This is a genomic window from Pseudomonas sp. CJQ_9 (genome assembly GCF_043106615.1).
Classification (GTDB): Bacteria; Pseudomonadota; Gammaproteobacteria; order Pseudomonadales; family Pseudomonadaceae; genus Aquipseudomonas; species Aquipseudomonas juntendi.
Genome location: NZ_JBICMS010000099.1, coordinates 288546 through 311239, shown reverse-complemented (window position 1 = coordinate 311239; position 22694 = coordinate 288546). Strand labels below are relative to the sequence as shown.

18 protein-coding genes are annotated in these 22694 nt (G+C 60.0%); 13 read left to right on the top strand and 5 right to left on the bottom strand.

The annotated features are described in order from the left end of the window. The first annotated feature begins 147 nt into the window (after positions 1 to 147). The 9 genes from ACF8SD_RS22340 (at position 148) to ACF8SD_RS22300 (ending at position 14236) form a co-directional block, all read left to right on the top strand. Positions 148 to 2889 (top strand): type VI secretion system Vgr family protein, encoded by a 2742-nt coding sequence (locus tag ACF8SD_RS22340; RefSeq protein ID WP_392485166.1) that lies wholly within the window; start codon positions 148 to 150, stop codon positions 2887 to 2889. Continuing rightward, a complete protein-coding gene (locus ACF8SD_RS22335; RefSeq protein ID WP_392485165.1) occupies positions 2886 to 7475 on the top strand; it encodes an RHS repeat-associated core domain-containing protein in 4590 nt (1529 codons plus the stop codon). Before ACF8SD_RS22340 ends, ACF8SD_RS22335 begins: the two co-directional genes overlap by 4 nt. Next, a complete protein-coding gene (locus ACF8SD_RS22330; RefSeq protein WP_392485164.1) occupies positions 7475 to 8041 on the top strand; it encodes a hypothetical protein in 567 nt (188 codons plus the stop codon). The genes ACF8SD_RS22335 and ACF8SD_RS22330 overlap by 1 nt, the downstream gene beginning before the upstream one ends. Before the next feature lie 91 nt (positions 8042 to 8132). Beyond that, positions 8133 to 8393, top strand: coding sequence for a PAAR domain-containing protein (locus ACF8SD_RS22325; RefSeq protein WP_392485163.1), 261 nt, complete (start codon positions 8133 to 8135; stop codon positions 8391 to 8393). 236 nt (positions 8394 to 8629) lie between these two features. Beyond that, complete coding sequence (locus tag ACF8SD_RS22320) at positions 8630 to 10939, top strand: RHS repeat-associated core domain-containing protein (RefSeq protein ID WP_392485162.1); 2310 nt, start codon at positions 8630 to 8632, stop codon at positions 10937 to 10939. Beyond that, positions 10939 to 11307 (top strand): hypothetical protein, encoded by a 369-nt coding sequence (locus ACF8SD_RS22315; RefSeq protein ID WP_392485161.1) that lies wholly within the window; start codon positions 10939 to 10941, stop codon positions 11305 to 11307. The genes ACF8SD_RS22320 and ACF8SD_RS22315 overlap by 1 nt, the downstream gene beginning before the upstream one ends. A 13-nt stretch (positions 11308 to 11320) precedes the next feature. Continuing rightward, positions 11321 to 11584: a PAAR domain-containing protein gene (locus tag ACF8SD_RS22310; RefSeq protein ID WP_392485160.1), complete on the top strand. Its 264-nt coding sequence runs from the start codon at positions 11321 to 11323 to the stop codon at positions 11582 to 11584. A 413-nt stretch (positions 11585 to 11997) separates the two neighbouring features. Then, positions 11998 to 13068, top strand: coding sequence for an enoyl-CoA hydratase/isomerase family protein (locus tag ACF8SD_RS22305; RefSeq protein ID WP_392485159.1), 1071 nt, complete (start codon positions 11998 to 12000; stop codon positions 13066 to 13068). A gap of 16 nt (positions 13069 to 13084) precedes the next feature. Then, the gene (locus tag ACF8SD_RS22300; protein ID WP_392485158.1) at positions 13085 to 14236 is read left to right on the top strand and encodes an acyl-CoA dehydrogenase family protein; all 1152 of its coding nucleotides are present in this window, start codon (positions 13085 to 13087) and stop codon (positions 14234 to 14236) included. Positions 14237 to 14274: 38 nt separating this feature from the next. Here the strand turns inward: ACF8SD_RS22300 and ACF8SD_RS22295 are convergent, their stop codons facing one another. Next, the gene (locus ACF8SD_RS22295; protein WP_173888925.1) at positions 14275 to 15207 is read right to left on the bottom strand and encodes a LysR family transcriptional regulator; all 933 of its coding nucleotides are present in this window, start codon (positions 15205 to 15207) and stop codon (positions 14275 to 14277) included. A gap of 124 nt (positions 15208 to 15331) precedes the next feature. On the opposite strand from ACF8SD_RS22295, the gene ACF8SD_RS22290 reads away from it, so the two are divergent. Next, positions 15332 to 15592 (top strand): DUF2790 domain-containing protein, encoded by a 261-nt coding sequence (locus ACF8SD_RS22290; RefSeq protein ID WP_392485157.1) that lies wholly within the window; start codon positions 15332 to 15334, stop codon positions 15590 to 15592. 1 nt (position 15593) lies between these two features. Here ACF8SD_RS22290 and ACF8SD_RS22285 read toward each other — a convergent pair whose 3' ends face one another. Then, positions 15594 to 16286, bottom strand: a complete 693-nt coding sequence (locus ACF8SD_RS22285) for a tRNA (adenine(22)-N(1))-methyltransferase (RefSeq protein WP_392485156.1) — start codon at positions 16284 to 16286, stop codon at positions 15594 to 15596. A gap of 137 nt (positions 16287 to 16423) precedes the next feature. On the opposite strand from ACF8SD_RS22285, the gene ACF8SD_RS22280 reads away from it, so the two are divergent. Both ACF8SD_RS22280 and ACF8SD_RS22275 read left to right on the top strand, forming a co-directional pair. After that, complete coding sequence (locus tag ACF8SD_RS22280) at positions 16424 to 16804, top strand: RidA family protein (protein ID WP_392485155.1); 381 nt, start codon at positions 16424 to 16426, stop codon at positions 16802 to 16804. A gap of 123 nt (positions 16805 to 16927) precedes the next feature. Continuing rightward, positions 16928 to 18928: a U32 family peptidase gene (locus ACF8SD_RS22275; RefSeq protein WP_392485154.1), complete on the top strand. Its 2001-nt coding sequence runs from the start codon at positions 16928 to 16930 to the stop codon at positions 18926 to 18928. A 47-nt stretch (positions 18929 to 18975) separates the two neighbouring features. Here the strand turns inward: ACF8SD_RS22275 and ACF8SD_RS22270 are convergent, their stop codons facing one another. Next, positions 18976 to 20301 (bottom strand): sigma 54-interacting transcriptional regulator, encoded by a 1326-nt coding sequence (locus ACF8SD_RS22270; protein ID WP_392485153.1) that lies wholly within the window; start codon positions 20299 to 20301, stop codon positions 18976 to 18978. A 340-nt stretch (positions 20302 to 20641) separates the two neighbouring features. On the opposite strand from ACF8SD_RS22270, the gene ACF8SD_RS22265 reads away from it, so the two are divergent. Then, the gene (locus ACF8SD_RS22265; protein ID WP_173888917.1) at positions 20642 to 20908 is read left to right on the top strand and encodes a hypothetical protein; all 267 of its coding nucleotides are present in this window, start codon (positions 20642 to 20644) and stop codon (positions 20906 to 20908) included. A gap of 106 nt (positions 20909 to 21014) precedes the next feature. Here ACF8SD_RS22265 and ACF8SD_RS22260 read toward each other — a convergent pair whose 3' ends face one another. After that, positions 21015 to 21593: a VWA domain-containing protein gene (locus ACF8SD_RS22260; RefSeq protein ID WP_173891686.1), complete on the bottom strand. Its 579-nt coding sequence runs from the start codon at positions 21591 to 21593 to the stop codon at positions 21015 to 21017. 89 nt (positions 21594 to 21682) lie between these two features. Further along, positions 21683 to 22693 (bottom strand): ATP-binding protein, encoded by a 1011-nt coding sequence (locus ACF8SD_RS22255; RefSeq protein ID WP_173888915.1) that lies wholly within the window; start codon positions 22691 to 22693, stop codon positions 21683 to 21685. Position 22694 lies beyond the last annotated feature (1 nt).

Genomic DNA, 22694 nt, shown 5'->3' with positions numbered 1-22694 from the left:
GCGAACTTTCCTACGACACTTACGGAAGTTTCGTCGGCGACACGAAATGAATTCCTCACTACGGTCTTGAATGCACTTTTGCTGCGCGCATCGCCACGCAGCCAGCCCTATAAACCTGCCCGAAGGAATGAACAGCAGGAGTTCTGCATGAGCAACTTGAACGATGTGCGCTTTACCTTCAGTACACCGGCCGATGAGGCTATCGCATTCGATGTCGTCTCCTTCGAACTGATCGAGGCCATCAGCGAGCTGTACCGGCTAGAAATAGAACTGGTCAGCTTCGCCGAGGATGCCGACTTCGCCAAACTGCTCGACCAACCCGCCACGCTCACGATCTGGCAGCAGAATGAGGCAGTACGCCATGTCCATGGCCTGGTCAGCAGCTTCGAACAAGGCAAGACTGGCCACCGCCGCACCCGCTACCGCGCCGTGGTCGAGCCGCAGTTGGCGCGCGCCGGCTTGCAGTCGGACTGGCGTATCTTCCAGCACCGGCCGGTGCCGCAATTGATCGATGAACTGTTCCGTGAACGGCTGTGGGGTACGCTGAAACAGTACGTGGTCGCCCCCCACCAGAGCCGCGAATTCTGCGTCCAGGCAGGTGACCTGGACCTCGACTTCTTCTGGCGCCTGTCGGCCGAAGAAGGCCTGATCTCGATCTTCGAGCACAGCGAAGGCCGCCACACGGTGATCCAGGCCGACCAGATCAGCCAGTTCGGCACACTGGAAGGCGAACCGGTCATGTACGTCGCCAACCGCGGCGGTATCGCCGAACAGCCCTGCCTGCATCAATTCAACTACCGCGAGCAAGTGCGCAGCAACGTACAGACCCAGCGCGATTACACCTTTTCCCACCCACGCTACGACCTGCAGCAGACCCAGTTCCCACTGGCGGCCAGCAACCAGCAGAACGACTACGAACGCTACGATTACCCCGGTCGCTTCAAGCACGATAACGCCGGCAAACCCTTTACGCAGACCAAGGTCAACGCCCTGTTCGGCGATGCCCGCGTGGCCGAGGTCGCTGGCGACGATGCCCGCCTGCGGCCGGGCATTGCCTTCCAACTGGCGGGCCATGCCCGCGAGGACATGAACATCCTCTGGAGGCCGCTGCGCATCAAGCATGAAGGGCGCCAGTTCACCGCGTTGGAAGAAGATGCCGCCGAGTCCGAGCACGGCACCTCCTATCACTATACCGCCACCCTGATCCCTGCCGAGGTCGAATGGCATGCCCCGGCACGCCCCAAACCCGTCATCGAAGGCCCACAGATGGCCAAGGTGGTCGGGCCGCCCGGCGAGGAAATCTACTGCGACGAGCATGGCCGTGTGCGCGTGCAATTTCCCTGGGACCGCCTGGGCCATGAAGACGACAAGAGCTCATGCTGGGTCCGCGTGACCCAGGCCTGGGCCGGCGCCACCTGGGGCCATATGGCCATTCCCCGCATCGGCCAGGAAGTGGTGGTGAGCTTTCTCAACGGCGACCCCGACCAGCCGATGATCACTGGGCGCAGCTACCACGTGGTCAACCGCACACCGTATCGTTTGCCCGAATTCAAGGCCGTGAGCCCGATCCGCAGCAAGGAGCACCACGGCCAGCGCCACAACGAACTGCGCCTGGACGATACCACCGGGCAGATCAGCGCGGCGCTGATGAGCGATCACGATCACTCGGCGCTGAACCTTGGCTACCTCACCCATCCGCGCCACGCCGGTGGCAGGGGCCGGGGCCAAGGCTTCGAGCTGCGCACCGATACCCACGGCGTGGTCCGTGCTGGCGGCGGCCTACTGCTGAGCACCGAACTGCGAGCCCGCGCGAGCGAACACCACACGGATTTGGCGGAGACCGCCGAGCGCCTTAAAACGGCGCAGGAATATCACACCACCTTTGCCAGCGAGGCCCGCAATCATCTGGCCCAGGAAGATGGCGATCAGGATGAGGTGGGTGATGCGCTCAAGGCGCAGCACGCTGCCATTCGCGGTAGCGGCGGCAACCCCGAAGCCAACCGCTTCCCCGAACTGGCCGACCCGCAATTGGTGCTCGCCAGCCCGACCGGCATCGCCACCAGCACACCGGAATCCACCCACATCGCCAGCGGCGAGCACCTGGGCCTGAGCACGGGTGGGCACACCAGCATGGCCATCGGCAAGCGCCTACTGATCAGTGCCAGTCGAGGGGTGCGGCAGTTCGTGCAGAGCATGGGTTGGCGGTTGGTTGCAGCGTCCGGTGATATCGACCTCAAGGCGCTGAAGGACAACATTAACTTGCTGGCCAAGCTCAAGGTCAGCGTCACTGCCGAGCGGATCACGCTCAGTGCCAAGGAAGAACTGGTGATCCTGGCCGGTGGCAGCAGCACCACCTACAACGCAGGTGGCATCGTGCACGCCACGGCGGGTCAGTACACCGCGCATGCTACCGACTTCATTTACAAAGGCTCGAAAAGCCAAGCGGCGGCGTTTCCTGAAGACCTCAAGGCGGGCGCAGGCAACCTGGAAGTGCTCCAGCACTATGCCAGCCGCCATGCCTACGACAAGGCTGACTACCGCGTAGAAGATGCGCTCGGCCGGGTGTTCACAGGCACACTGAATAGCGAGGGCTTCGCCAGCGTGGCAGGGCTCGCCTCCGGGCCGGCCAAGGTGACGCTGGGCAAAGACCCGACTGAAACATGGTCGCCAGCAAGTGAGATTAAAGGCAGCAACCACCCCGCTGCGGACTCTACGGTCGCCGAAAACGCCATTCAAGCAGCCCAGCAGATCGCCGACACCATTCTCTCGAATGCATCGGTCACCTCGGCCTCAGATGTCAGGGGACTGCTCAAACAAGTGCTCAAGAACCAAGCATCCGATGAACTGAAGACCCTGGTTTCCGCGCCAGTGGGGAAGACAAAACCATGAGCACGCCACCATCTGCACGTCCAGCCGAAACCGCCGTAGCGCCGATCAAAGATATACCCGACGAGGACATTGAAGAAGGTGCCAATAGCGTCGACCTCTGGCTAAGGGAAATCAGCGAGAACAGATTAAACCTGGCCAACTTGAAAACGGCTGCCGAGTTCATTCCCATCGCCAACAACATCATGGCCGCGATAGACGCCGTAGGGGACATCATCGCGCTGACAGAAAATGAGAACCCAAGCCTGCTTGATTGGGTCAGCCTCGGAATCAATCTGATCGGCATGATCCCGTTTCCACCGGCCATGGCATTCGCAAGAAAGAGCCTCAGGCCCGCCTTACACTTGGTCAGGCAGCAGGTAAACGCTAATCCCAAAGGTGCGATCGGTGACGCATTGATAACCGTCCTGACCAATCACCTCAACGCAACGATATTAGGGGAGTTGGAAAACTTTGTAACCTACGCTCAAGCCGAACTATCAGGAATACTGACGAAGTGCGGCAGCTCCGGCAAAGCACTGATGCTGTCGGTCGCTGGCGGCGTCGATGACTTCCTCCGGGGCCAGTTGAAACACAAGCCTGCAGCCTCAAGCGAGTCCCTTTCGTTCTTCGAGGAACTGGCGAAACACGCAACTCTGCCTATCGAATACGCTGCCGTTGAAGCGCTGAATCAGCTATCCAAACTTATTCCGCCTTGGATCAAGAAAATTGGCTTCAAATATGTCGCACTCCTTCGGCAACTGGCCACCAAAGTGGAGGACAGCTTCAAGGATCTCGCCAACGCCGGAAATGCACATAGCATCGCCTATCTGCTCACCATGGTGGCCAAGGCCGCTGGGCGCAAGCGCGCTCACCTAAGCGCCAATGTTTCGCCTACTGGCATAAAACAGGCCAAGGGCGTAAGCAATCAACATGAGCTGGGCGCCATCGGTAAACAGCCTGGTCCACGACAAGACGCCAAGCCCGCCAAAAATGGGACATGCCCCTGCACGAAGAACAGCATCACATTCGCTCGGGGCTCGGAACAGCTTATACATACCGATTTTACCCTCTCCGGGCCATTCCCCATCTCTTGGACTCGCAACTACCGATCCAGCCAATCAGCACTCGATCTCGGCCCATTGGGTGCCCGCTGGATATCCCCCTACACCGTGCACTTCAACGTTCTCGAAGACAACCTAACCTATCAGGCCGATGATGGACGATCACATGACTACCCGCTGCCCAAAATCGGCAAGTTCCACCATGACCCGATCGAGGAAGTCGTAATCGTTCGCACCGGCGAAAGCACACTGTCGTTGGCGCGCGGTCACGAAGTTGAAGAGCAGTATGAAGAGGTTGGGGATGTCTTTCGACTGGTAGGTATCCGGCGGCGTGGCGGAGCCCGCGTGGCCCTGCATTACGAGCACTTCAACGGGGGTCGCCATATCCTTTCCGACCTGCTGACCTATCAAAATGACGACCTGCACCAGCACATTCATTCAGAGATTGATAACAGTGGTCACATCGTTAGCCTATGGCTGATGGAGGGCGGCCTGCCGACGCGTCAGTTGAGTACATACGAGTACGACAGCGAAGGCGACCTCATCTGCGCGAAAGATGAGCATCAACGGCAATGGAAGTATGAGCATCAACACCATCTGATCACGCGCTATACCGACCGTACCGGGCGGGCAATGAACCTGGAATGGCTGGGTGATGGGCCTGATGCCAAGGCCGTTCACGAGTGGGCTGATGATGGTAGCTATGAAGTACGGCTGGAGTGGGATCGCAATATTCGTCTGACGTACGTCACGGATGCCCTTGGCTACGAGACCAAGCACTATTACAACATCCTCGGCTACACCTATCGTGTCGTTCATCCTGACGGCAATGAAGAGTGGTTCTTCCGCGACGATGCAATGAATGTCGTGCAACACGTTCATCGGGACGGAAGCATAGACCGATATGCCTACGACGAACGCAGCAACCTCCTGCAACACACCCGCCCAGACGGCCAGTCAGTACATCATGCCTACGACGAGCTAAATCAGCGATTCAAGACGCGCGATGCCGAGGGTGGGCTGTGGAAGTACGATTACGACCAACGCGGCAACGTTATCGAAACCCTCGATCCGCTGGAGAATAGAACTCAGTACGCCTACAACAGCGATAACCTGCTCATCGCTATCACCGACGCCAATGGCGGCGAGAAAAAACTTAGCTATACGCCTGACGGACACCTGGCCAGCTACACCGACTGTTCGGGCAAAACCACCCAATGGAAATACGACACCTTCGGGCAACTGACGAAGCTGATCAATGCCGCGGGTGAAGAAACCGACTATCACTACGAGGCGGGCCATCTCAGCAGCCTGTTGTATCCCGACAAGACCCGAGACCGTTTCGAATACGATGCCGAGGGCCGTCTGCTCAGCTACGTCGACGCCCTGCACCGTCGCACCACCTGGACCTACAACGAAGCCGGGCTGATCCAACAGCGCCTCAACCCCGACGATTCCACCCTCCATTACCACTGGGACAAGATCGGTCAGTTGGTGCGCCTGCGCAACGAGAACAACAGCGAGGCCAGCTTCAAGTACGACCCCGTGGGCCGCTTGGTCATGGAAACCGGTTTCGACAAACAGATCACCGACTACTTCTACGACAACAGCAGTGAGCTACCTACCCGCCGCCTCGATGGTAACCGTATCACCCACTTCGAGTACGACCCAATGGGCCGTTTGGTCGAGAGTAACGCGGGCGAGCGCGGCGGCAAGGTTTGGGAAACAGAGACCTTCGCTTACGACGGCAACGGCAGATTGCTGCTCGCCGAAAACAAAGACTGCAAGCTGCAATGGTTCTACGACCTCGCGGGCAACAACACTCGTGAGCACCAGCACTTCAAGTACATGCAGCAGCCAAAGGTCGCGGTGTTCACCCATGAATACGACGCGCTCAACCTGCGCATTGCTACCACAAGGCCCGACGGTCACCGGGTCAGCTGGTTGACCTATGGCAGCGGGCACCTGCTGGGGCTGAAGTTTGACGATCGCGAACTGCTCAACTACCAACGCGATGATCTGCACCGGGAAATTGCCCGCGAGCAGGGCAATGGCTTGGTACAACGCCAGACTTGGACGCCAAACGGCCAATTGCTCGAACAGACGTTGGCACACCACGGCGCCACCAAGCGCATCGCCATGCGCAGCTATCGGTACGATGAAGCTGGGCAGCTCACTCATATCAATGACCTGAATCGCGGGGACCTTCGATACCGATACGATCCCGTGGGGCGGCTGCTCGAAGCCAGGCTCAACAATGACAAGGAGCTTTTTGCCTTTGACCCAGCGAGCAACCTGCTCGACCCTCAGGCTCCGCCTGGGCCAAATCCGCATTCACCACGCAAGATCGGCGACAACGTACTGCGCAGCTACTGCGGGACACAGTACCGCTACGACGAGCGCGGCAACCTGCTGGAAAGAATCGAGAATGGCAAAGCAGGTCACTTCACCTGGGACCTCTACAACCGGCTGCGAAGGTACGAAGATGATCGGCTGATTGTCGATTTCGCCTATGACGCACTTGGCCGTCGTCTCTACAAGAATTCTCGCTCCAAATACCGGGATCGCCCGCAGGCAGGTCCACTGTGGAACGAAAACGCTCGACGCCAGCGGGATGAGGAATTGGGCTGCGGGTTCACCTGGTTCACCTGGGAAGGTGACACGCTCGCTACGGAGTGCCGTGACCGGGAGGAACGCGGCGGTAGTACGACCCACTACGTGTTTGAGCCTGGAACATTCGTTCCCGTTGCGCAGGCGGTAATCAACTCGACGCTCGATTTGTTACCACAACCTACCTACGGCGATCACTACGACATTGATCGGGACCCGGTGTGGCTGCACAAGCCAAATCCAACGCTGGTAGACACGTTCGGCTGGTATCAATGCGATCAGATTGGCACCCCTATGGAGGTTACGGATGCAAATGGAGAAATTGCGTGGAGTGGGGCCTACAAAGCCTGGGGAATGGCAAAAGAGATAGGGAGCATCAAAACAAATCACACTATCATTGACAATCCAATACGGTTTCAAGGGCAATACTATGACATCGAAACCCATCTTAACTACAACAGGTATCGCTACTACACCCCTCATCTCGGACGCTTCATCAGCAAGGACCCCATTGGTCTAATAGGTGGAATAAATTTATATCAGTACGCATACAATCCCATATTTTGGATAGACCCACTAGGTCTCGCACAACGCGGGCCTGTTCCAGGAGGTAAGGGCCCCCACAACGAGGTCATTGCCGCTTGGGGCAGAGAGGTCATCGACAATGGCGGTTCAGTCCTTTCTGGGGGTGGAGTTAAGAATGAGAGACTGATTCCTACTCCAGGCGGGCACAAGAATGGTAGGCGTGCAGATATCGTAATTCTTGACAGCGAGGGAAAACTCATTTACGGCCAAGTCGGCAGAACTTACGTCAACGGCCAGCCAGTGAAACGCGAGGTACTAGCAATGGATGACTTGAAAAACCGTACGCAAAATGGTGACGTACCTGATGAGATTCAGTTCCGCGCCTACTGTCCTTGCAAGGATAAAAAATGATGGACATCACTATCTTCATGACACTCCGCGAATTCATAAACATAAACAAAGAACTAGCAATAAAAACCGGACTAACAATCTATGGCGCAAACAGCCCCGAGTCATTATACGAGCCGTTATCCGCACATAAACAAGACGCATGGACTGAAGCTTCACCGCTCGGACTGCTTATTGGAACCCCTGAGAATAGCGAACAGCTACATAACTTACCTCAGGGAAAAATATTAAGAGACAACCGACAAGGTTTTGTCACTGCAACCTTCGGTGGAGAGGATGAATTCGCCCTAGGCGGCTCTCACTTCGGGTCTGACCCATCACCAATTTCTGACAAAGTAAACAAAGAACTTCGTAAATTACTTAAGAAACACTCTAATCCTGGCATTACAGCAAGTAACGGAGACATTCTCAAGAATCACTTCTGGACTGAAGAGGCTCTAATACTAAACAAACAGTGGCATCGATTCCTGAGGACCGGGAAATATCAATACAAAAACAAAACCCCAGGATTCAAGCCACTGCTATCAGAAAGTAAAAATTCGAACGCGCGGTTACCAAAACCAAAATAGTGAAGACACAACATGACTACAAAAAGCGGTGCTTTCCAAAATATTCAGTTGAATTAGTGTGTTGGAGCACCTTCAAATCGAGCGTAAAATCATGAATATAGTTCGACTAGGGGATATGACCGATCACGGGGGGCGCGTCATAGACTCGATCCCCCACACCGACCTCAACGGAAAAGCCATGGCAGGAAAAGGAAACATGGTGCTTTGCCCAAAGTGCAAGGGGGCATTTCCGATTATCGAAGGCAGCTCCACTTACCGAGTCAACGGCGTGCCCGTCGCCCTCGACGGCATGAAAACCGCCTGCGGCGCCAGCTTGATCGCTAGCGCATCACACGGCAGCGTTCATCGTTGAAATCATGAAACTGAGATGAGTCGGCGCGCAACGGGCGTCAATAACCACGCCTTTTGTCGCCGCTCTCAGCACAGGAGAGAGCCCTGATTAGTTGACGAACACCTGGCCAGCTACACCGACTGCTCGGGCAAACCACCCAATGGAAAGACGACACCTTCGGACAACTGACGAAGCTGATCAATGCCGCGGGTGAAGAAACCGACTACCACTACGAGGCGGGCCATCTCAGCAGCCTGGTGTATCCCGACAAAACCCGAGACCATTTCGAATACGATGCCGAAGGCCGTCTGCTCAGCTACGTCGACGCCCTGCACCGTCGCACCACCTGGACCTACAACGAAGCCGGGCTGATCCAACAGCGCCTCAACCCCGACGATTCCACCCTCCATTACCACTGGGACAAGATCGGTCAGTTGGTGCGCTTGCGCAACGAGAACAACAGCGAGGCCAGCTTCAAGTACGACCCCGTGGGCCGCTTGGTCATGGAAACCGGTTTCGACAAACAGACCACCGACTACTTCTACGACAACAGCAGTGAGCTACCTACCCGCCGCCTCGATGGTGACCGTATCACCCACTTCGAGTACGACCCGATGGGCCGCCTGGTCGAGCGCAGCGCAGGGGAGCGTGGTGGCAAAGTTTGGGAAACCGAAACCTTCGCCTATGACGGCAATGGCCGCTTGCTACTCGCGGAAAATCATGCCTGCAAGCTGCAGTGGTTCTATGACTTGGCGGGTAACAACACCCGAGAACACCAGCATTTCAAGTACATGCAACAGCCAAAGGTCGCGGTGTTCACCCATGAATACGACGCGCTCAACCTGCGCATTGCTACCACAAGGCCCGACGGGCACCGGGTCAGCTGGTTGACCTATGGCAGCGGGCACCTGCTGGGGCTGAAGTTCGACGATCGCGAACTGCTCAACTACCAACGCGATGATCTGCACCGGGAAATTACCCGCGTGCAGGGCAATGGCTTGGTACAACGCCAGACTTGGACACCAAACGGCCAATTGCTCGAACAGACGTTGGCACACCACGGCGCCACCAAGCGCATCGCCATGCGCAGCTATCGGTACGATGAAGCTGGGCAGCTCACTCATATCAATGACCTGAATCGCGGGGACCTTCGGTACCGATACGATCCCGTGGGGCGGCTGCTCGAAGCCAGGCTCAACAATGACAAGGAGCTTTTTGCCTTTGACCCAGCGAGCAACCTGCTCGACCCTCAGGCTCCGCCTGGGCCAAATCCGCATTCACCACGCAAGATCGGCGACAACGTACTGCGCAGCTACTGCGGGACACAGTACCGCTACGACGAGCGCGGCAACCTGCTGGAACGGAACGAGAATGGCAAAGCAGGTCACTTCACGTGGGACCTCTACAACCGGCTGCGGCGATACGAAGATGACCGGCTGATTGTCGATTTCGCCTATGACGCACTTGGCCGTCGTCTCTACAAGAACTCTCGCTCCAAGTACCGGGATCGCCCGCAGGCAGGTCCACTGTGGAACGAAAACGCTCGACGGCAGCGGGATGAGGAACTGGGCTGCGGGTTCACCTGGTTCACCTGGGAAGGTGACACGCTCGCTACGGAGTGTCGTGACCGGGAGGAACGCGGCGGTAGTACGACCCACTACGTGTTTGAGCCTGGAACATTCGTTCCCGTTGCGCAGACGGTAATCAACTCGACGCTCGACCTGTTGCCGCAACCCACCTACGGCGATAACTACAACATTGATCGCGATCCGGTGTGGCTACACAAACCGAACCCAACATCTGTAGATACCTTCGCCTGGTATCAATGCGATCAGCTTGGAACGCCAATGGAAGTGACGGATGAAGACGCGCAGATTTCTTGGAGCGGCAATTACAAAGCGTGGGGGCTGGCACAGGAAGTAAGAGGCGAGACGGCCCTGTGGCCTGCAATCGGAAATCCTCTACGCTTTAAAGGGCAATATTTTGATATTGAGACTGGCCTCCACTACAACAGACATCGCTACTACGCCCCCGACCTCGGGCGCTTTATTAGCAAGGATCCAATTGGATTCTCTGGCGGTATAAATACATACAGTTATGCACCGAATCCCAATAACTGGATAGACCCCCTCGGACTCGCATCATACTGCCCCTGTGAGTGCGAAAAAATCCTTGCCGCTGAGGGTGTGATTACAGGCCGACATGGAGACCTGAAGAGGATTGGAGGCCTTCAAGATTCTCATCACATCTACCAAGACGCAGCCGTCGCCAAGCTAAAGAACTATAATACTTCAGACGCAATAACTGTCAGCATTGAAGGCAGAAACCAAGATGGAAAAACTAAAGGAACGCCTCATTACAGAGCCAACCAGTCGCAAAATAATTCTTCAACCGCCGGATTGCTTGGGAGTGAAACTGTAGTAGCATTTAACTCACTCCGAGCGGCTGGGCTCAGCCCGGCAGCCTCAAAATGCGCCACACTCAAAGCACGAGGCTACTTAACCGGACTCGGCGCCTCAGCGGGAACCACAACACTAACACCAGCAGCACGAGCCAGGAGAAAATGATGGAAGTCAACCTTAGCGCACAACAATACTCTGCACTTTCAAACCTTATAAATTCGATCTCTAAAAGAGATAGCGCCACCCTATCTAGTGAATTCAACATATCACAAGAGATACAGGAAGAAATCATCGAAAGCTTAGAGAATTATTATGATACTTCGACTATCCTTACTGCACCTCCGAAGGACAGAGCATCCGAGTCAGCCGGCGGCGGCAGGTCCTTCATCGAGGCATTTCATATGAATGACGGGGCTATAGGCATCGAATGTATCCTGTTCGCGGATGGAGAGCCGGGCGAGGCCATTATTCATATCGAGATGTCTACAAACACTACCAACCCCAAACTAACCTATAAGTACATCGGCTCTTGAGAGGCAACTTATATTGAGGAGTATAATAAGACTGGGGGATACAACTGATCATGGAGGAGTGGTGATTGACTCCATCCCCCACACCAACCTCAACGGCAAGCCCATGACTGGGAAAGGAAACATGGTGCTTTGCCCAAAGTGCAAGGGGGCATTTCCAATTATCGAAGGCAGCTCCACTTACCGAGTCAACGGCGTGCCCGTTGCCCTCGATGGCATGAAAACCGCCTGCGGCGCTAGCTTGATCGCTAGCGCCTCACACGGCAGCGTTCACCGTTGAAGTCATGAAACTGAGATGAGCGGGCGCACAACAGGCATCAATCACCACGCCTGTTGTCGCGCTCGACACGAGTCCGTACACCTTTACATCTCCCTACATAGGCCCCTGCAATGCCGAGCCCTACCCACCTTGATACCCATGCCATCGATCAATTGATCCAGTACCCCTACCACGGCAGTTAACTCTCAGCGCGAGTCCACCACCCCCCAATAACATCGGCTACCCACACACCAACCCAGCCCGGTAAACCTGAAACCTTGCTAGAGTGGCAACACTTCCAGGCACGCAAAAATGCAGATTCCCCCTGCAGATTTGTCGATTGTACAAGGCAAATTCGCATGCAAGGATCGCCAGATCCTCCAGCGGAATCCAGACTTCACTTGGAAAATCAATAACAAAGCAGGGAGAAGGCAATGACTGCGCACGCTTACACCTCGGCCACCGACCATGTACTGGCCGAGGTCCGCAACCAGGTCGGCCACCTGACACTGAACCGCCCCGCCGGCCTCAATGCCCTTACCCTGGACATGGTCCGTAGCCTGCGCCACCACCTGGAGCAGTGGGCTCGGGACCCGCACGTACGGGCGGTGGTGCTGCGCGGTGCAGGCCCCAAGGGTTTTTGCGCCGGTGGCGATATCCGTTCGCTGCACGACAGCTTCAAGGCCGGCGATACGCTGCATGAGACCTTTTTCGTCGAGGAGTATGCCCTCGACCTGGCCATCCACCGTTACCGCAAACCGGTGCTGGTGCTGATGGACGGCTTCACCCTCGGCGGTGGCATGGGCCTGGCCCAGGGCTGTGACCTGCGTGTGGTGACCGAGCGCAGCCGCCTGGGTATGCCTGAAGTCGGCATTGGCTATTTTCCCGACGTGGGCGGCAGTTATTTTCTGTCGCGCCTCCCCGGCGAGCTGGGCATCTACCTGGGTGTGAGCGGCGCACAGGTGCAGGCCGCCGATGCGCTGTACTGCGGCCTGGCCGACTGGTACCTGGCCAGCGACCAGCTCGCCGCCCTGGATCAGGGCCTGGACCAGCTGAGTTTCGGCGACCACCCGCTCAAAGACCTGCAGGGCCTGCTGGCCAGGCTCGGTAGCCAGGTGCTGGAGGATGCCCCGCTGGAAAAACTGCGCCCGGTCATCGATCACTTCTTCGCCCTGCCCGACCTGCCGGCCATCGTCGAGCAATTGCGCGCGGTCAGCATTGGCGACAGCCACGCCTGGGCCATGGTCACCGCCGATCAGCTGGAAAGCCGCTCGCCGCTGGCCATGGCCGTTACGCTGGAGATGCTGCGCCGGGGCCGCGAACGGGATCTGGAAGCGTGCTTTGCCATGGAACTGCACCTGGACCGCCAGTGGTTCCAGCATGGCGACATCATCGAAGGCGTACGCGCCCTGATCATCGACAAGGACAAGCAACCGCGCTGGAACCCACCCACCCTGGCTGCACTGCAACGCCAGCGGGTCGAACAATTCTTCGAAGGCCTGTGAGCCCGGGAGTACACCGATGCAAGACCTGGAACTGAGCGAAGAACAGATCATGATCCGCGACATGGCGCGCGATTTTGCCCGTGGCGAAATCGCCCCGCACGCCCAGGCCTGGGAAAAGGCCGGCTGGATCGATGACGACGTGGTGCGCAAGATGGGCGAACTGGGCCTGCTGGGCATGGTCGTGCCCGAAGACTTTGGCGGCAGCTACACCGACTACGTTGCCTATGCCCTGGCGGTAGAGGAAGTTTCCGCCGGCTGTGGCGCCACCGGGGCGATGATGAGCATTCATAACTCGGTAGGTTGTGGCCCCCTGCTGGCGTATGGCACGGCCGACCAACAGCAGCAATGGCTGCCGCGCCTGGCCACGGGTGAAGTGATTGGCTGCTTCTGCCTGACCGAGCCGCAAGCTGGCTCCGAGGCGCATAACCTGCGGACCCGCGCAGAGTTGATAGACGGCCAGTGGGTAATCAATGGCGCCAAGCAGTTCGTCAGCAATGCCCGGCGTGCCGGCCTGGCGATCGTGTTTGCGGTTACCGACCCGGACCTGGGCAAAAAGGGCCTGTCGGCCTTTCTGGTGCCCACCGACAACCCGGGTTTCAAAGTCGACCGCAGCGAACATAAGATGGGCATCCGCGCCTCTGACACCTGCGCGGTCACGTTCGACAACTGCCGGGTGCCGGCCGCCAACCTGCTGGGTGAGCGCGGCAAGGGCCTGGCCATCGCCTTGTCCAACCTCGAAGGGGGCCGGATCGGTATCGCCGCGCAAGCGCTGGGCATCGCCCGTGCGGCGTTCGAAGCAGCGCTGGGTTATTCCCGGGACCGTGTGCAATTCGGCAAGCCGATCAACGAGCACCAGAGCATCGCCAACCTGTTGGCCGACATGCAGGTGCAGGTCAACGCCGCGCGGCTGCTGATCCTGCATGCTGCGCGCCTGCGCAGCGCCGGCAGGCCGTGCCTGTCAGAGGCATCCCAGGCCAAGCTGTTCGCCTCGGAAATGGCCGAACGGGTGTGCTCGATGGCGATCCAGGTACATGGCGGCTACGGCTACCTGGAAGACTACCCGGTAGAGCGTTACTACCGCGATGCGCGGATCACCCAGATCTACGAAGGCTCAAGCGAAATCCAGCGCATGCTGATTGCGCGGGAATTGAAGCACTACACGCTTTAGTAGGTCGACGACCGCACCCTGGCGCCAGGCTCTGCCAGCTAGCGCCAGTAGCGGGCGTCGTCCACCACCTCGGCGTGCCTTTCGAACAGCGCTGGCAACTGCTCCTTGAGGTAGTCGATCCAGGTACGCACCTTGGCATCCAGGTAGTGCCGTGACGGGTAGATCGCATACAGCGCACTCTCGCGCAGCCGATACGGCGCCAACAGGCGGCACAGCCGCCCCTGCCCGATCGCCTGGCTGGCGGTGTAGAACGGCAACAGGCCAATACCCATGCCCAGCTCGCTGGCTACCAGCATGGCATCGGCAACATTGGTGGAGAAACCGTCCTTCGGTACGATCACACACTGGTCGACCCCCTGCGGGAACACCCAGTCGCCTTCGTACAGGGGGTAAGACATGCGCAGGCAACGGTGGCCGTGCAAGTCTTCGGGGCTTTCCGGTACGCCATTGGCTTCCAGGTACGCCGGGGCCGCGCAGGGGATACTGAAGATATTGCCCAGCGGCACGGCGATCAGCTGCGAATCGGGCAACGCGCCGTCAACGGTAATCACCACATCATGCCCTTCGGCCAGCGGGTCGGGGTTGCGCTGCGACAGGGTCAACTCGATCACCACCTCCGGGCACAACGCGTTGTAGCCGGCCACCAGCGGCATCAGCAACAGCCCCAGGCCATGGGGACAGTGCAGGCGCAACCGCCCACGCGGCGTCAGGTGCGCACCACGGGCCTCGCCCACCGCTTCTTCGGTCAGCAGCATGATCTGCCGCGCCCGCTCGAGAAACCGCTCACCGGCCTCGCTCATGCGCAAGCGCCGGGTGGTGCGGTGCAACAGGCGGGTCTGCAACTGGTTTTCCAGCTCCGCCACGATGCGCGAAACCTGTGCCGCAGAGATGTCCAGGGCGTTGGCGGCCGCCGCGAAGCTGCCGCATTCCACCACACGGGCGAAGGTACGCATGGCATGCAGCATGTCCATGAAAGTGAGCTCCTTAGCGGGTGTTATTATTGCGTTAAAGGCAGGAATCTATCACGACTTAGCCCATTTATTGTGTACGGCCTTTGAATACATCATTAGTCATACATTGTAAAAGGAGCCAGCCATGAAACCCTCCCTCGCTGTAATCGCCCTTTCCGCTGCCTTGGCTTCGTGTGCAGCCCTCGCCGCCACGGGCAACGATCAGCCAGCCAGTAGCAACTATGCATACGGCATGCACCTGGATGTGGCCAAAGTGATCTCCATCACCCCGCCCAGCAACGTCGGCGACTGCCAGATCGGCACCGCTCACATGGTGTACCTCGACCACCATGACCAGAAGCACGAAATCAGTTACCGCGAGCTGAGCCACTGCTCGCAACAGTAACTCAGGCCAGCAGCTGCGTTATCCAGCCTACCTGCTGGTTGAAGTCGTCTATCTTCGCCTGTGGCACTGCGCCCCGGGCCCGCTGGAAATTGGCCAGGGTGTGCTGTTTCTGGCGCAGCATGCGCTGCCATTTACCCATAAAAGCCGCGCTCTTTTCCTGCATCAGCAACGGCCCGAAGTACAGCTGTTGAGCGGTGTACACCGCCCTGCCCGGCTCGGCAACGATGATTTCGTAGTCGAAACGGTTTTCCCGCAGCAGTTCCTCGTGGACGATCCGGTAGCCATTGCCGGCCAGCCACTGGCGTAGTTCGCGCTCACCGCCGTTGGGCTGCAGTACCAGGCGGGTGACGCCGGCCAGGCGCTGCGGGCCTGCCTGCAAGATGGCGCACATGGTGTCGCCGCCCATGCCGCACAGGCTGACCACCGTGATACGGTCCTGTGGCTCGATGGCGGCCAGGCCATCGGCCAGGCGCACGGCCACAGCGGCCTCCAGGCCGTTGCGGCTCACCGTGCGCTGGGCCGAAGCGAACGGCACCTGCGCCACCTCACCGGCCACCCCGGCCTCGATCACCCCGCGCAACATCAACGCCACCGGCAGGAAGCCATGGTCCGAGCCAATGTCGGCCAGGCGCGCGCCCTGCGGCACATAGGCAGCGACGCGCTCCAGGCGCCGGGACAAAGTCTGTTCGTTCAACGTAAACCTCTGGTCTGGCAATCGGCCGCGATTCTGCCGGTGAACGCCGCGCTTTACAAACGCCGGGGTGCGCTCGACCGGTGCGCTGCGCTCGCGTAGGCTTGCCGTTTTCCTTCCGTTGCAAGGCAAACCACACCATGGCTCAAGCAGACATCATCTATACCCCCGACCCGGACGCCGACTCGATTTCTTCCGACGTCGCCGAGTACAACGGCGTGCTGGTCACTACCCAGATCCCGACCCGTGCCGACGGCAGCCTGGAGCTGGGTGACATCGTCGCGCAAAGCGAGTGCACCCTGCAGGCCTTGAAAGTGGCGCTGGAAAAAGCCGACAGCGGCATGGACCGCGTGCTGCACCTGACCATCTACCTGACCGACATGGCCGACCGCGCTGCATTCAACGAGGTGTACCAGCGCTTCTTCAGCAAGCCCTGGCCGGTACGTGCCGCCGTTGGGGTAGCCGCCCTGGCGTTCGACGGCATGCGCGTCGAAGTGACGGCGATGGCCGCCAAGCGCTGACCGACCGTCGTTGCCGCCCCCTCGCACCCTGGCTGCACACCTTCGGGCAGCCCACGGGTGCCGCCAGACCGTTTCGCCGCTACAATGCGCGCCTAACCCGTGACAGCCCGAAAATACAACGACATGTCCCTGCCAAAGAACCACCTGGAACTGCTCAGCCCTGCCCGTGACGTGGCCATCGCCCGTGAGGCGATCCTGCACGGCGCTGATGCCATCTACATCGGCGGCCCAAGCTTCGGCGCGCGCCACAATGCCTGCAACGAAGTCAGCGACATTGCCGAACTGGTCGAGTTCGCCCATCGGTACCATGCGCGCGTGTTCACCACCATTAACACCATCCTGCACGACAACGAGCTGGAGCCGGCGCGCAAGCTGATCCATCAGTTGCATGACGCCGGTGTCGATGCACTGATCGTGCAGGACCTGGGGGTGATGGAGCTGGACATCCCGCCAATCGAGCTGCACGCCAGCACCCAGACCGACATTCGTACCCTGGAGCGGGCGAAGTTCCTCGACCAGGCCGGTTTCTCGCAACTGGTGCTGGCCCGCGAGCTGAATTTGCAGCAAATCCGCAGTATCGCCGCCGAAACCGACGCGGCCATCGAGTTCTTCATCCATGGTGCACTGTGCGTGGCATTTTCCGGCCAGTGCAACATCTCGCACGCGCAAACCGGGCGCAGCGCCAACCGAGGCGACTGCTCGCAGGCCTGCCGCCTGCCCTATACCCTGAAGGATGACCAGGGCCGCGTGGTCGCGTTCGAGAAACACCTGCTGTCGATGAAAGACAACAACCAGACCGCCAACCTGGCCGACCTGGTCGATGCCGGCGTGCGCTCGTTCAAGATCGAAGGGCGCTACAAGGACATGGGCTATGTGAAGAACATCACGGCCCACTACCGCAAGGAACTGGACGCCATTCTGGAGGACCGCCCGCACTATGCCCGCGCTTCCAGCGGGCGCACCGAGCACTTCTTCCTGCCCGACCCGGACAAGACCTTCCACCGCGGCAGCACCGACTACTTCGTCACCGACCGCAAGGTCGATATCGGCGCGTTCGACTCGCCAACCTTCACCGGCCTGCCGGTGGGCGTGGTGGAAAAGGTCGGCAAGCGCGACCTTCACGTGGTGACCGACGTGCCGTTGACCAACGGCGACGGCCTGAATGTGCTGGTCAAGCGCGAAGTGCTGGGTTTTCGCGCCAATATCGCCGAGCCCCGCGGCGAGTTTGAAGAAGACGGCCAAAAACGCTACCGCTACCGCGTCGAGCCCAATGAAATGCCCGAAGGGCTGCACAAGCTGCGCCCCAACCACCCGTTGTCGCGCAACCTGGACCACAACTGGCAACAGGCCCTGCAGCGCACGTCCTCCGAACGCCGGGTGGGCGTGGAGTGGCACGCGGTGCTGCGCGAGCAACGCCTGCTGCTGACCCTGAGCAGCGAGGAAGGGGTCAGTGTGCAGGTAGCCCTGGAAGGCCCGTTCGGCGTCGCCAACAAGCCCCAGCAGGCACTGGAGCAACTGCACGACCTGCTCGGCCAGCTGGGTACCACCCTGTACCACGCCGACCGTATCGAGCTGGACGCCCCGCAGGCGTACTTCATCCCCAACTCGCAGCTCAAGGCCCTGCGCCGCGAGGCCATCGAGGCACTGACCGCCGCGCGGGTACAGGCCCACCCACGCGGGGCGCGCAAGGCCGAGACCACGCCGCCGCCGGTATACCCCGAGTCGCACCTGTCGTTCCTGGCCAACGTGTACAACCAGAAGGCTCGCGACTTCTACCACCGCCATGGCGTGCAACTGATCGACGCCGCCTACGAGGCCCATGAAGAGCACGGCGAGGTGCCGGTGATGATCACCAAGCACTGCCTGCGTTTCAGCTTCAACCTGTGCCCCAAGCAGGCCAAGGGTGTCACCGGCGTACGCACCAAGGTCGCGCCCATGCAGCTGATTCAGGGCGACGAGGTACTGACGCTGAAGTTCGACTGCAAGCCGTGCGAGATGCATGTGATCGGCAAGATGAAGAGCCATATCATCGACCTGCCGACACCGGGCAGCGCAGTTGCACAAGTGGTTGGGCACATCAGCCCCGAAGACCTGCTCAAGACCATCCCGCGCGGGCCGCATTGAGGGCTTCGGCCCTGGGTGATGTTCGCCCAGGTGCCGTGGCGTAACGCTCAGCGTATCTGGTGCTTGTGCAACAAGCGGTAGAACGTCGGCCGCGAAACCCCCAGCACCTTGGCAGCCATGCTCAGGTTGTCACTGTGCCGGTTGAGCACATCGCACAAGGCCTGACGCTCGGCGCGGTGCTTGTATTCTTCCAGGGTGCCTAACGGCTGCTGCTCCTGGTCGTGCAACTGCAAGCCCAGGTCCTGCGCCTCGATCTGCCGCCCTTCGGCCAGCACCAGCCCGCGGCGTACGCGGTTGGCCAGCTCACGAACGTTCCCCGGCCAGTCATGGTGGCCCATGGCTGCCAAGGCGTGTTCACTGAAGGAACGCGGCCGGCGCCCGGTTTCCAGGCTGTAGAAATGGGCAAAATGGTTGGCCAGCATGGACAAGTCGCCGTGCCGGTCGCGCAGCGGTGCTGTCACCACCTGCAACACGTTCAGGCGGTAATACAGGTCTTCGCGAAACCGCCCCTGCTCGATGGCCCGTTCCAGGTCCACGTGGGTCGCCGCCAGCACCCGCACATCCACCGGTATTGGCTGGCTGCCGCCTACCCGCTCGATGTGCTTCTCCTGCAGAAAGCGCAGCAGGTTGGCCTGCAGTTCCAGCGGCAAGTCGCCAATTTCGTCCAGGAACAAGGTGCCGCCGTGAGCCGCTTCGATACGCCCGACCTTGCGCTGGTGCGCCCCGGTAAAAGCGCCTTTCTCGTGGCCGAACAACTCGGATTGGATCAAATGCTCAGGGATGGCGCCACAGTTGATGGCGATGAACGGCTGATCGCTGCGCTGCGACTGGCGGTGCAACGTGCGCGCCACCAGCTCCTTGCCAGTGCCGCTTTCACCGCGTATGAGCACAGGTGACTCGGTCGGCGCCAGTTTGCCCAGCAGCTTGCGCAGTTCGCGAATCGGCCGGCTGTCACCGAGCAATTCGTCGTTCGCGTCATCGACCTTGACTGCCCCCTTGCCGCGCAGGCGCGCCATACCGAACGCCCGGCCCAGGGTGACCTGTACCCGCGAAACGTCGAACGGCAAGGTGTGGAAGTCGAAAAACCACTCACACACAAAGTCACCGAAGGCTGGCATGCGCAGTTGGTCGGCGCTCAGCACGGCGATCCACTCGGTGTTGCTGCGCTTGATCATGTCCTTGACCGCGTCCGGGTGCCGCAGGTGCGCGGCCTGCAAGCGCAGCAGGCCCACATCGCAGGGGTGGTCCAGTGCAGCGGCGAGCATGCAGCTGTCGACGTCCCAGCCGGCGTTGCGCAGGCCCGGCAATAGGCGGTGGCAATCGTCGCAGGGGTCGACGATCAGCAAACGGCGTTGCGCGGCAGACTGTTGCATGACCGATCCTTGGCGCCAAGGTTTGAATTTTTTAAAGTAAAACAGCAAGTTGTGGCGCCCGTTTAACAGTAGCAACGAAGTTGACGGTGCCCAGTACCGTCCGTCTGCCGACGCCTTTTTTTACAAATGCCCACGGGAATTTTCGCACTTTAACGACATCACATGGCGGCGCAGGGAATAACGGAGATTGCCCTGGCAAAAAATTTATTCGCAATGTGTGACTTGCCACCGGACAACGAGCATCAGTACACATAACCCCGCGCTGCACTTCGCGAACCTGAGGCGACTTTGAAGCAACGCGGACTTACTTCGCTGTTTGGGACCATAGAGAGACCGAACCATGAATGCCCCGCTCCGTGTCAACGAAGCACTGCTGATTGCCGACCACGCCTTCGAACCCTTCCAGTGCGTAGCCTGGGATGCCCCTAACGGGACTGGTGAACTCAGCCTGGCAGTGATCGACCGGACCAACACCCGCATTGGCGCCAAGCAGGTGTCTTCGCGCATCTATTCCGACCCCGCGCAGTGGGCCAGCCTGATCGAGGAAGTGCGCGCCGAATTGTGCGAAAAAGGTTACGACCTGCGACCGTGGTCGATGCCGAAATAATACCGGCGTTTATAACAAGTGCGTGCAGCGTCACGCACTTGTGCAACTTTCATCGCGCCGGCCTGACAACTTTGGCACTTGCGACATTGTGCCGCAGCGCCCCTGTTCAATGCGCGAGCTTGAAGTGTTGCAAGTGCTGATAATCCGCCTGCAATTGCTCGGCCAGGCGCTGGGCACGCCCTAGCCGTACCGGCGCCAGTTCCATGTCGACCAACAGCGTGGCACAAGGCATGGGTTGGACCGTGTTGCTGTGCTGCACGCGCCCATCGGTAAACACCAGGCAGCGCAGCACTTCTTGCGGGTGTGCCCGCTGGCGTGCCTGCAGCCAATGCCGGGCCTGCTCCAGGGCTGCGAACAGTGGCGTGCCCCCGCCAGCCCCCAACGCCTGTAGCCATGGCTGCAAGGCCGCCGACGCCTTGAGGCCATGGCGCTGCCACTGCGGCATGCGCCCGCTGGCCGTGAGCAGCGCCAGGCGAGCCCGCTGGCGATAAGCCTGATCGAACAGTGCTGCCAACACCCCCTTGGTCTGCGCCAGGGCCTGGTGGCGGCGGGTTGAAGCCGACGCATCGACGACCACCAACCACAGTTCGGCAGGCCTGGCCTGGCGTTGCTGCCAGCACAGGTCCTGGCGCTGGCGTGGGCGCCCCTTGAGCAAAGTCGCCAGCCAGGCGACCTTACCTGCCAGCGCGTCGCGTGCGCGGCCCCGGCTGGCACCGTGCTGCTTGCCTGCCCCCGCCTTGGCATCCCCCCCTGTGGCGTGTGGCTGGGGGGGGCTCAGGGCTTTTTTGCCCAGTTTGGCACCTCGCGACGGGCGCCACTGGCCACCGGCTGCGCGGGCAATGCACCCCAGTCGCCCTGCCCGCCTTGTTCACCAGGGTTGCTGCCGGCCGGCTGTTCGGCCTGTTGCGGGGGGGCTGGCGGATTGGCCTGTGGCGCCACCCGGCGGCGATGGCGCAAGGCGAATTCGGCCACGGCCTCCACGTCGGTTTCTTCAATGGCTGAAGCACCGCGCCAGGCACAGTGGGCGCGCGCCGCGCGTAGCCAGACCAGGTCGGCGCGCAAGCCATCCACGCCAGCAGCAAAACAGCGCTCGGTGATCCAGGCCAGTGCCTGGTCGTCCAGCGCAATGCCCGCCAGCACATGACGCGCCGCCTGGCAGCGCTCGCGCAACTGCGCCTGCGCCTGCGCCCATTGCGCGCAAAAAGCCTGCGGGTCATGGTCGAAGGCCAGGCGCCGACGGATGATCTGCTGCCGGGCCGCAGGTTCGGGCAAACCTTCCAGGGCCACATTCAGGCCGAACCGGTCGAGCAACTGCGGGCGCAGTTCGCCTTCTTCCGGGTTCATGGTGCCGATCAGCACGAAGCGGGCACTGTGGCGGTGCGAGATGCCGTCGCGCTCCACGCGGTTGGTACCGCTGGCGGCCACGTCAAGCAACAGGTCGACCAGGGTGTCTGGCAGCAGGTTGACTTCATCCACATACAGCACGCCGCCATCTGCCTGGGCCAGCACCCCTGGGGAGAACTGAGCCTTGCCCTGGCCAAGCGCGGCGTCAAGGTCCAGGGTACCGACCAGCCGTTCCTCACTGGCACCCAGCGGCAGGGTCACGAACGGGCCCTCACCCAGCAGGTCGGCCAGGCCACGGGCCAAGGTGCTCTTGGCCATGCCGCGCGGGCCTTCGATCAGCACGCCGCCGATTTTCGGGTCGATGGCCGTCAGGCACAGGGCCAGCTTCAGGTCGTCGGCACCCACCACGGCCGCCAGCGGAAATTGTACGGGTTCACTCATG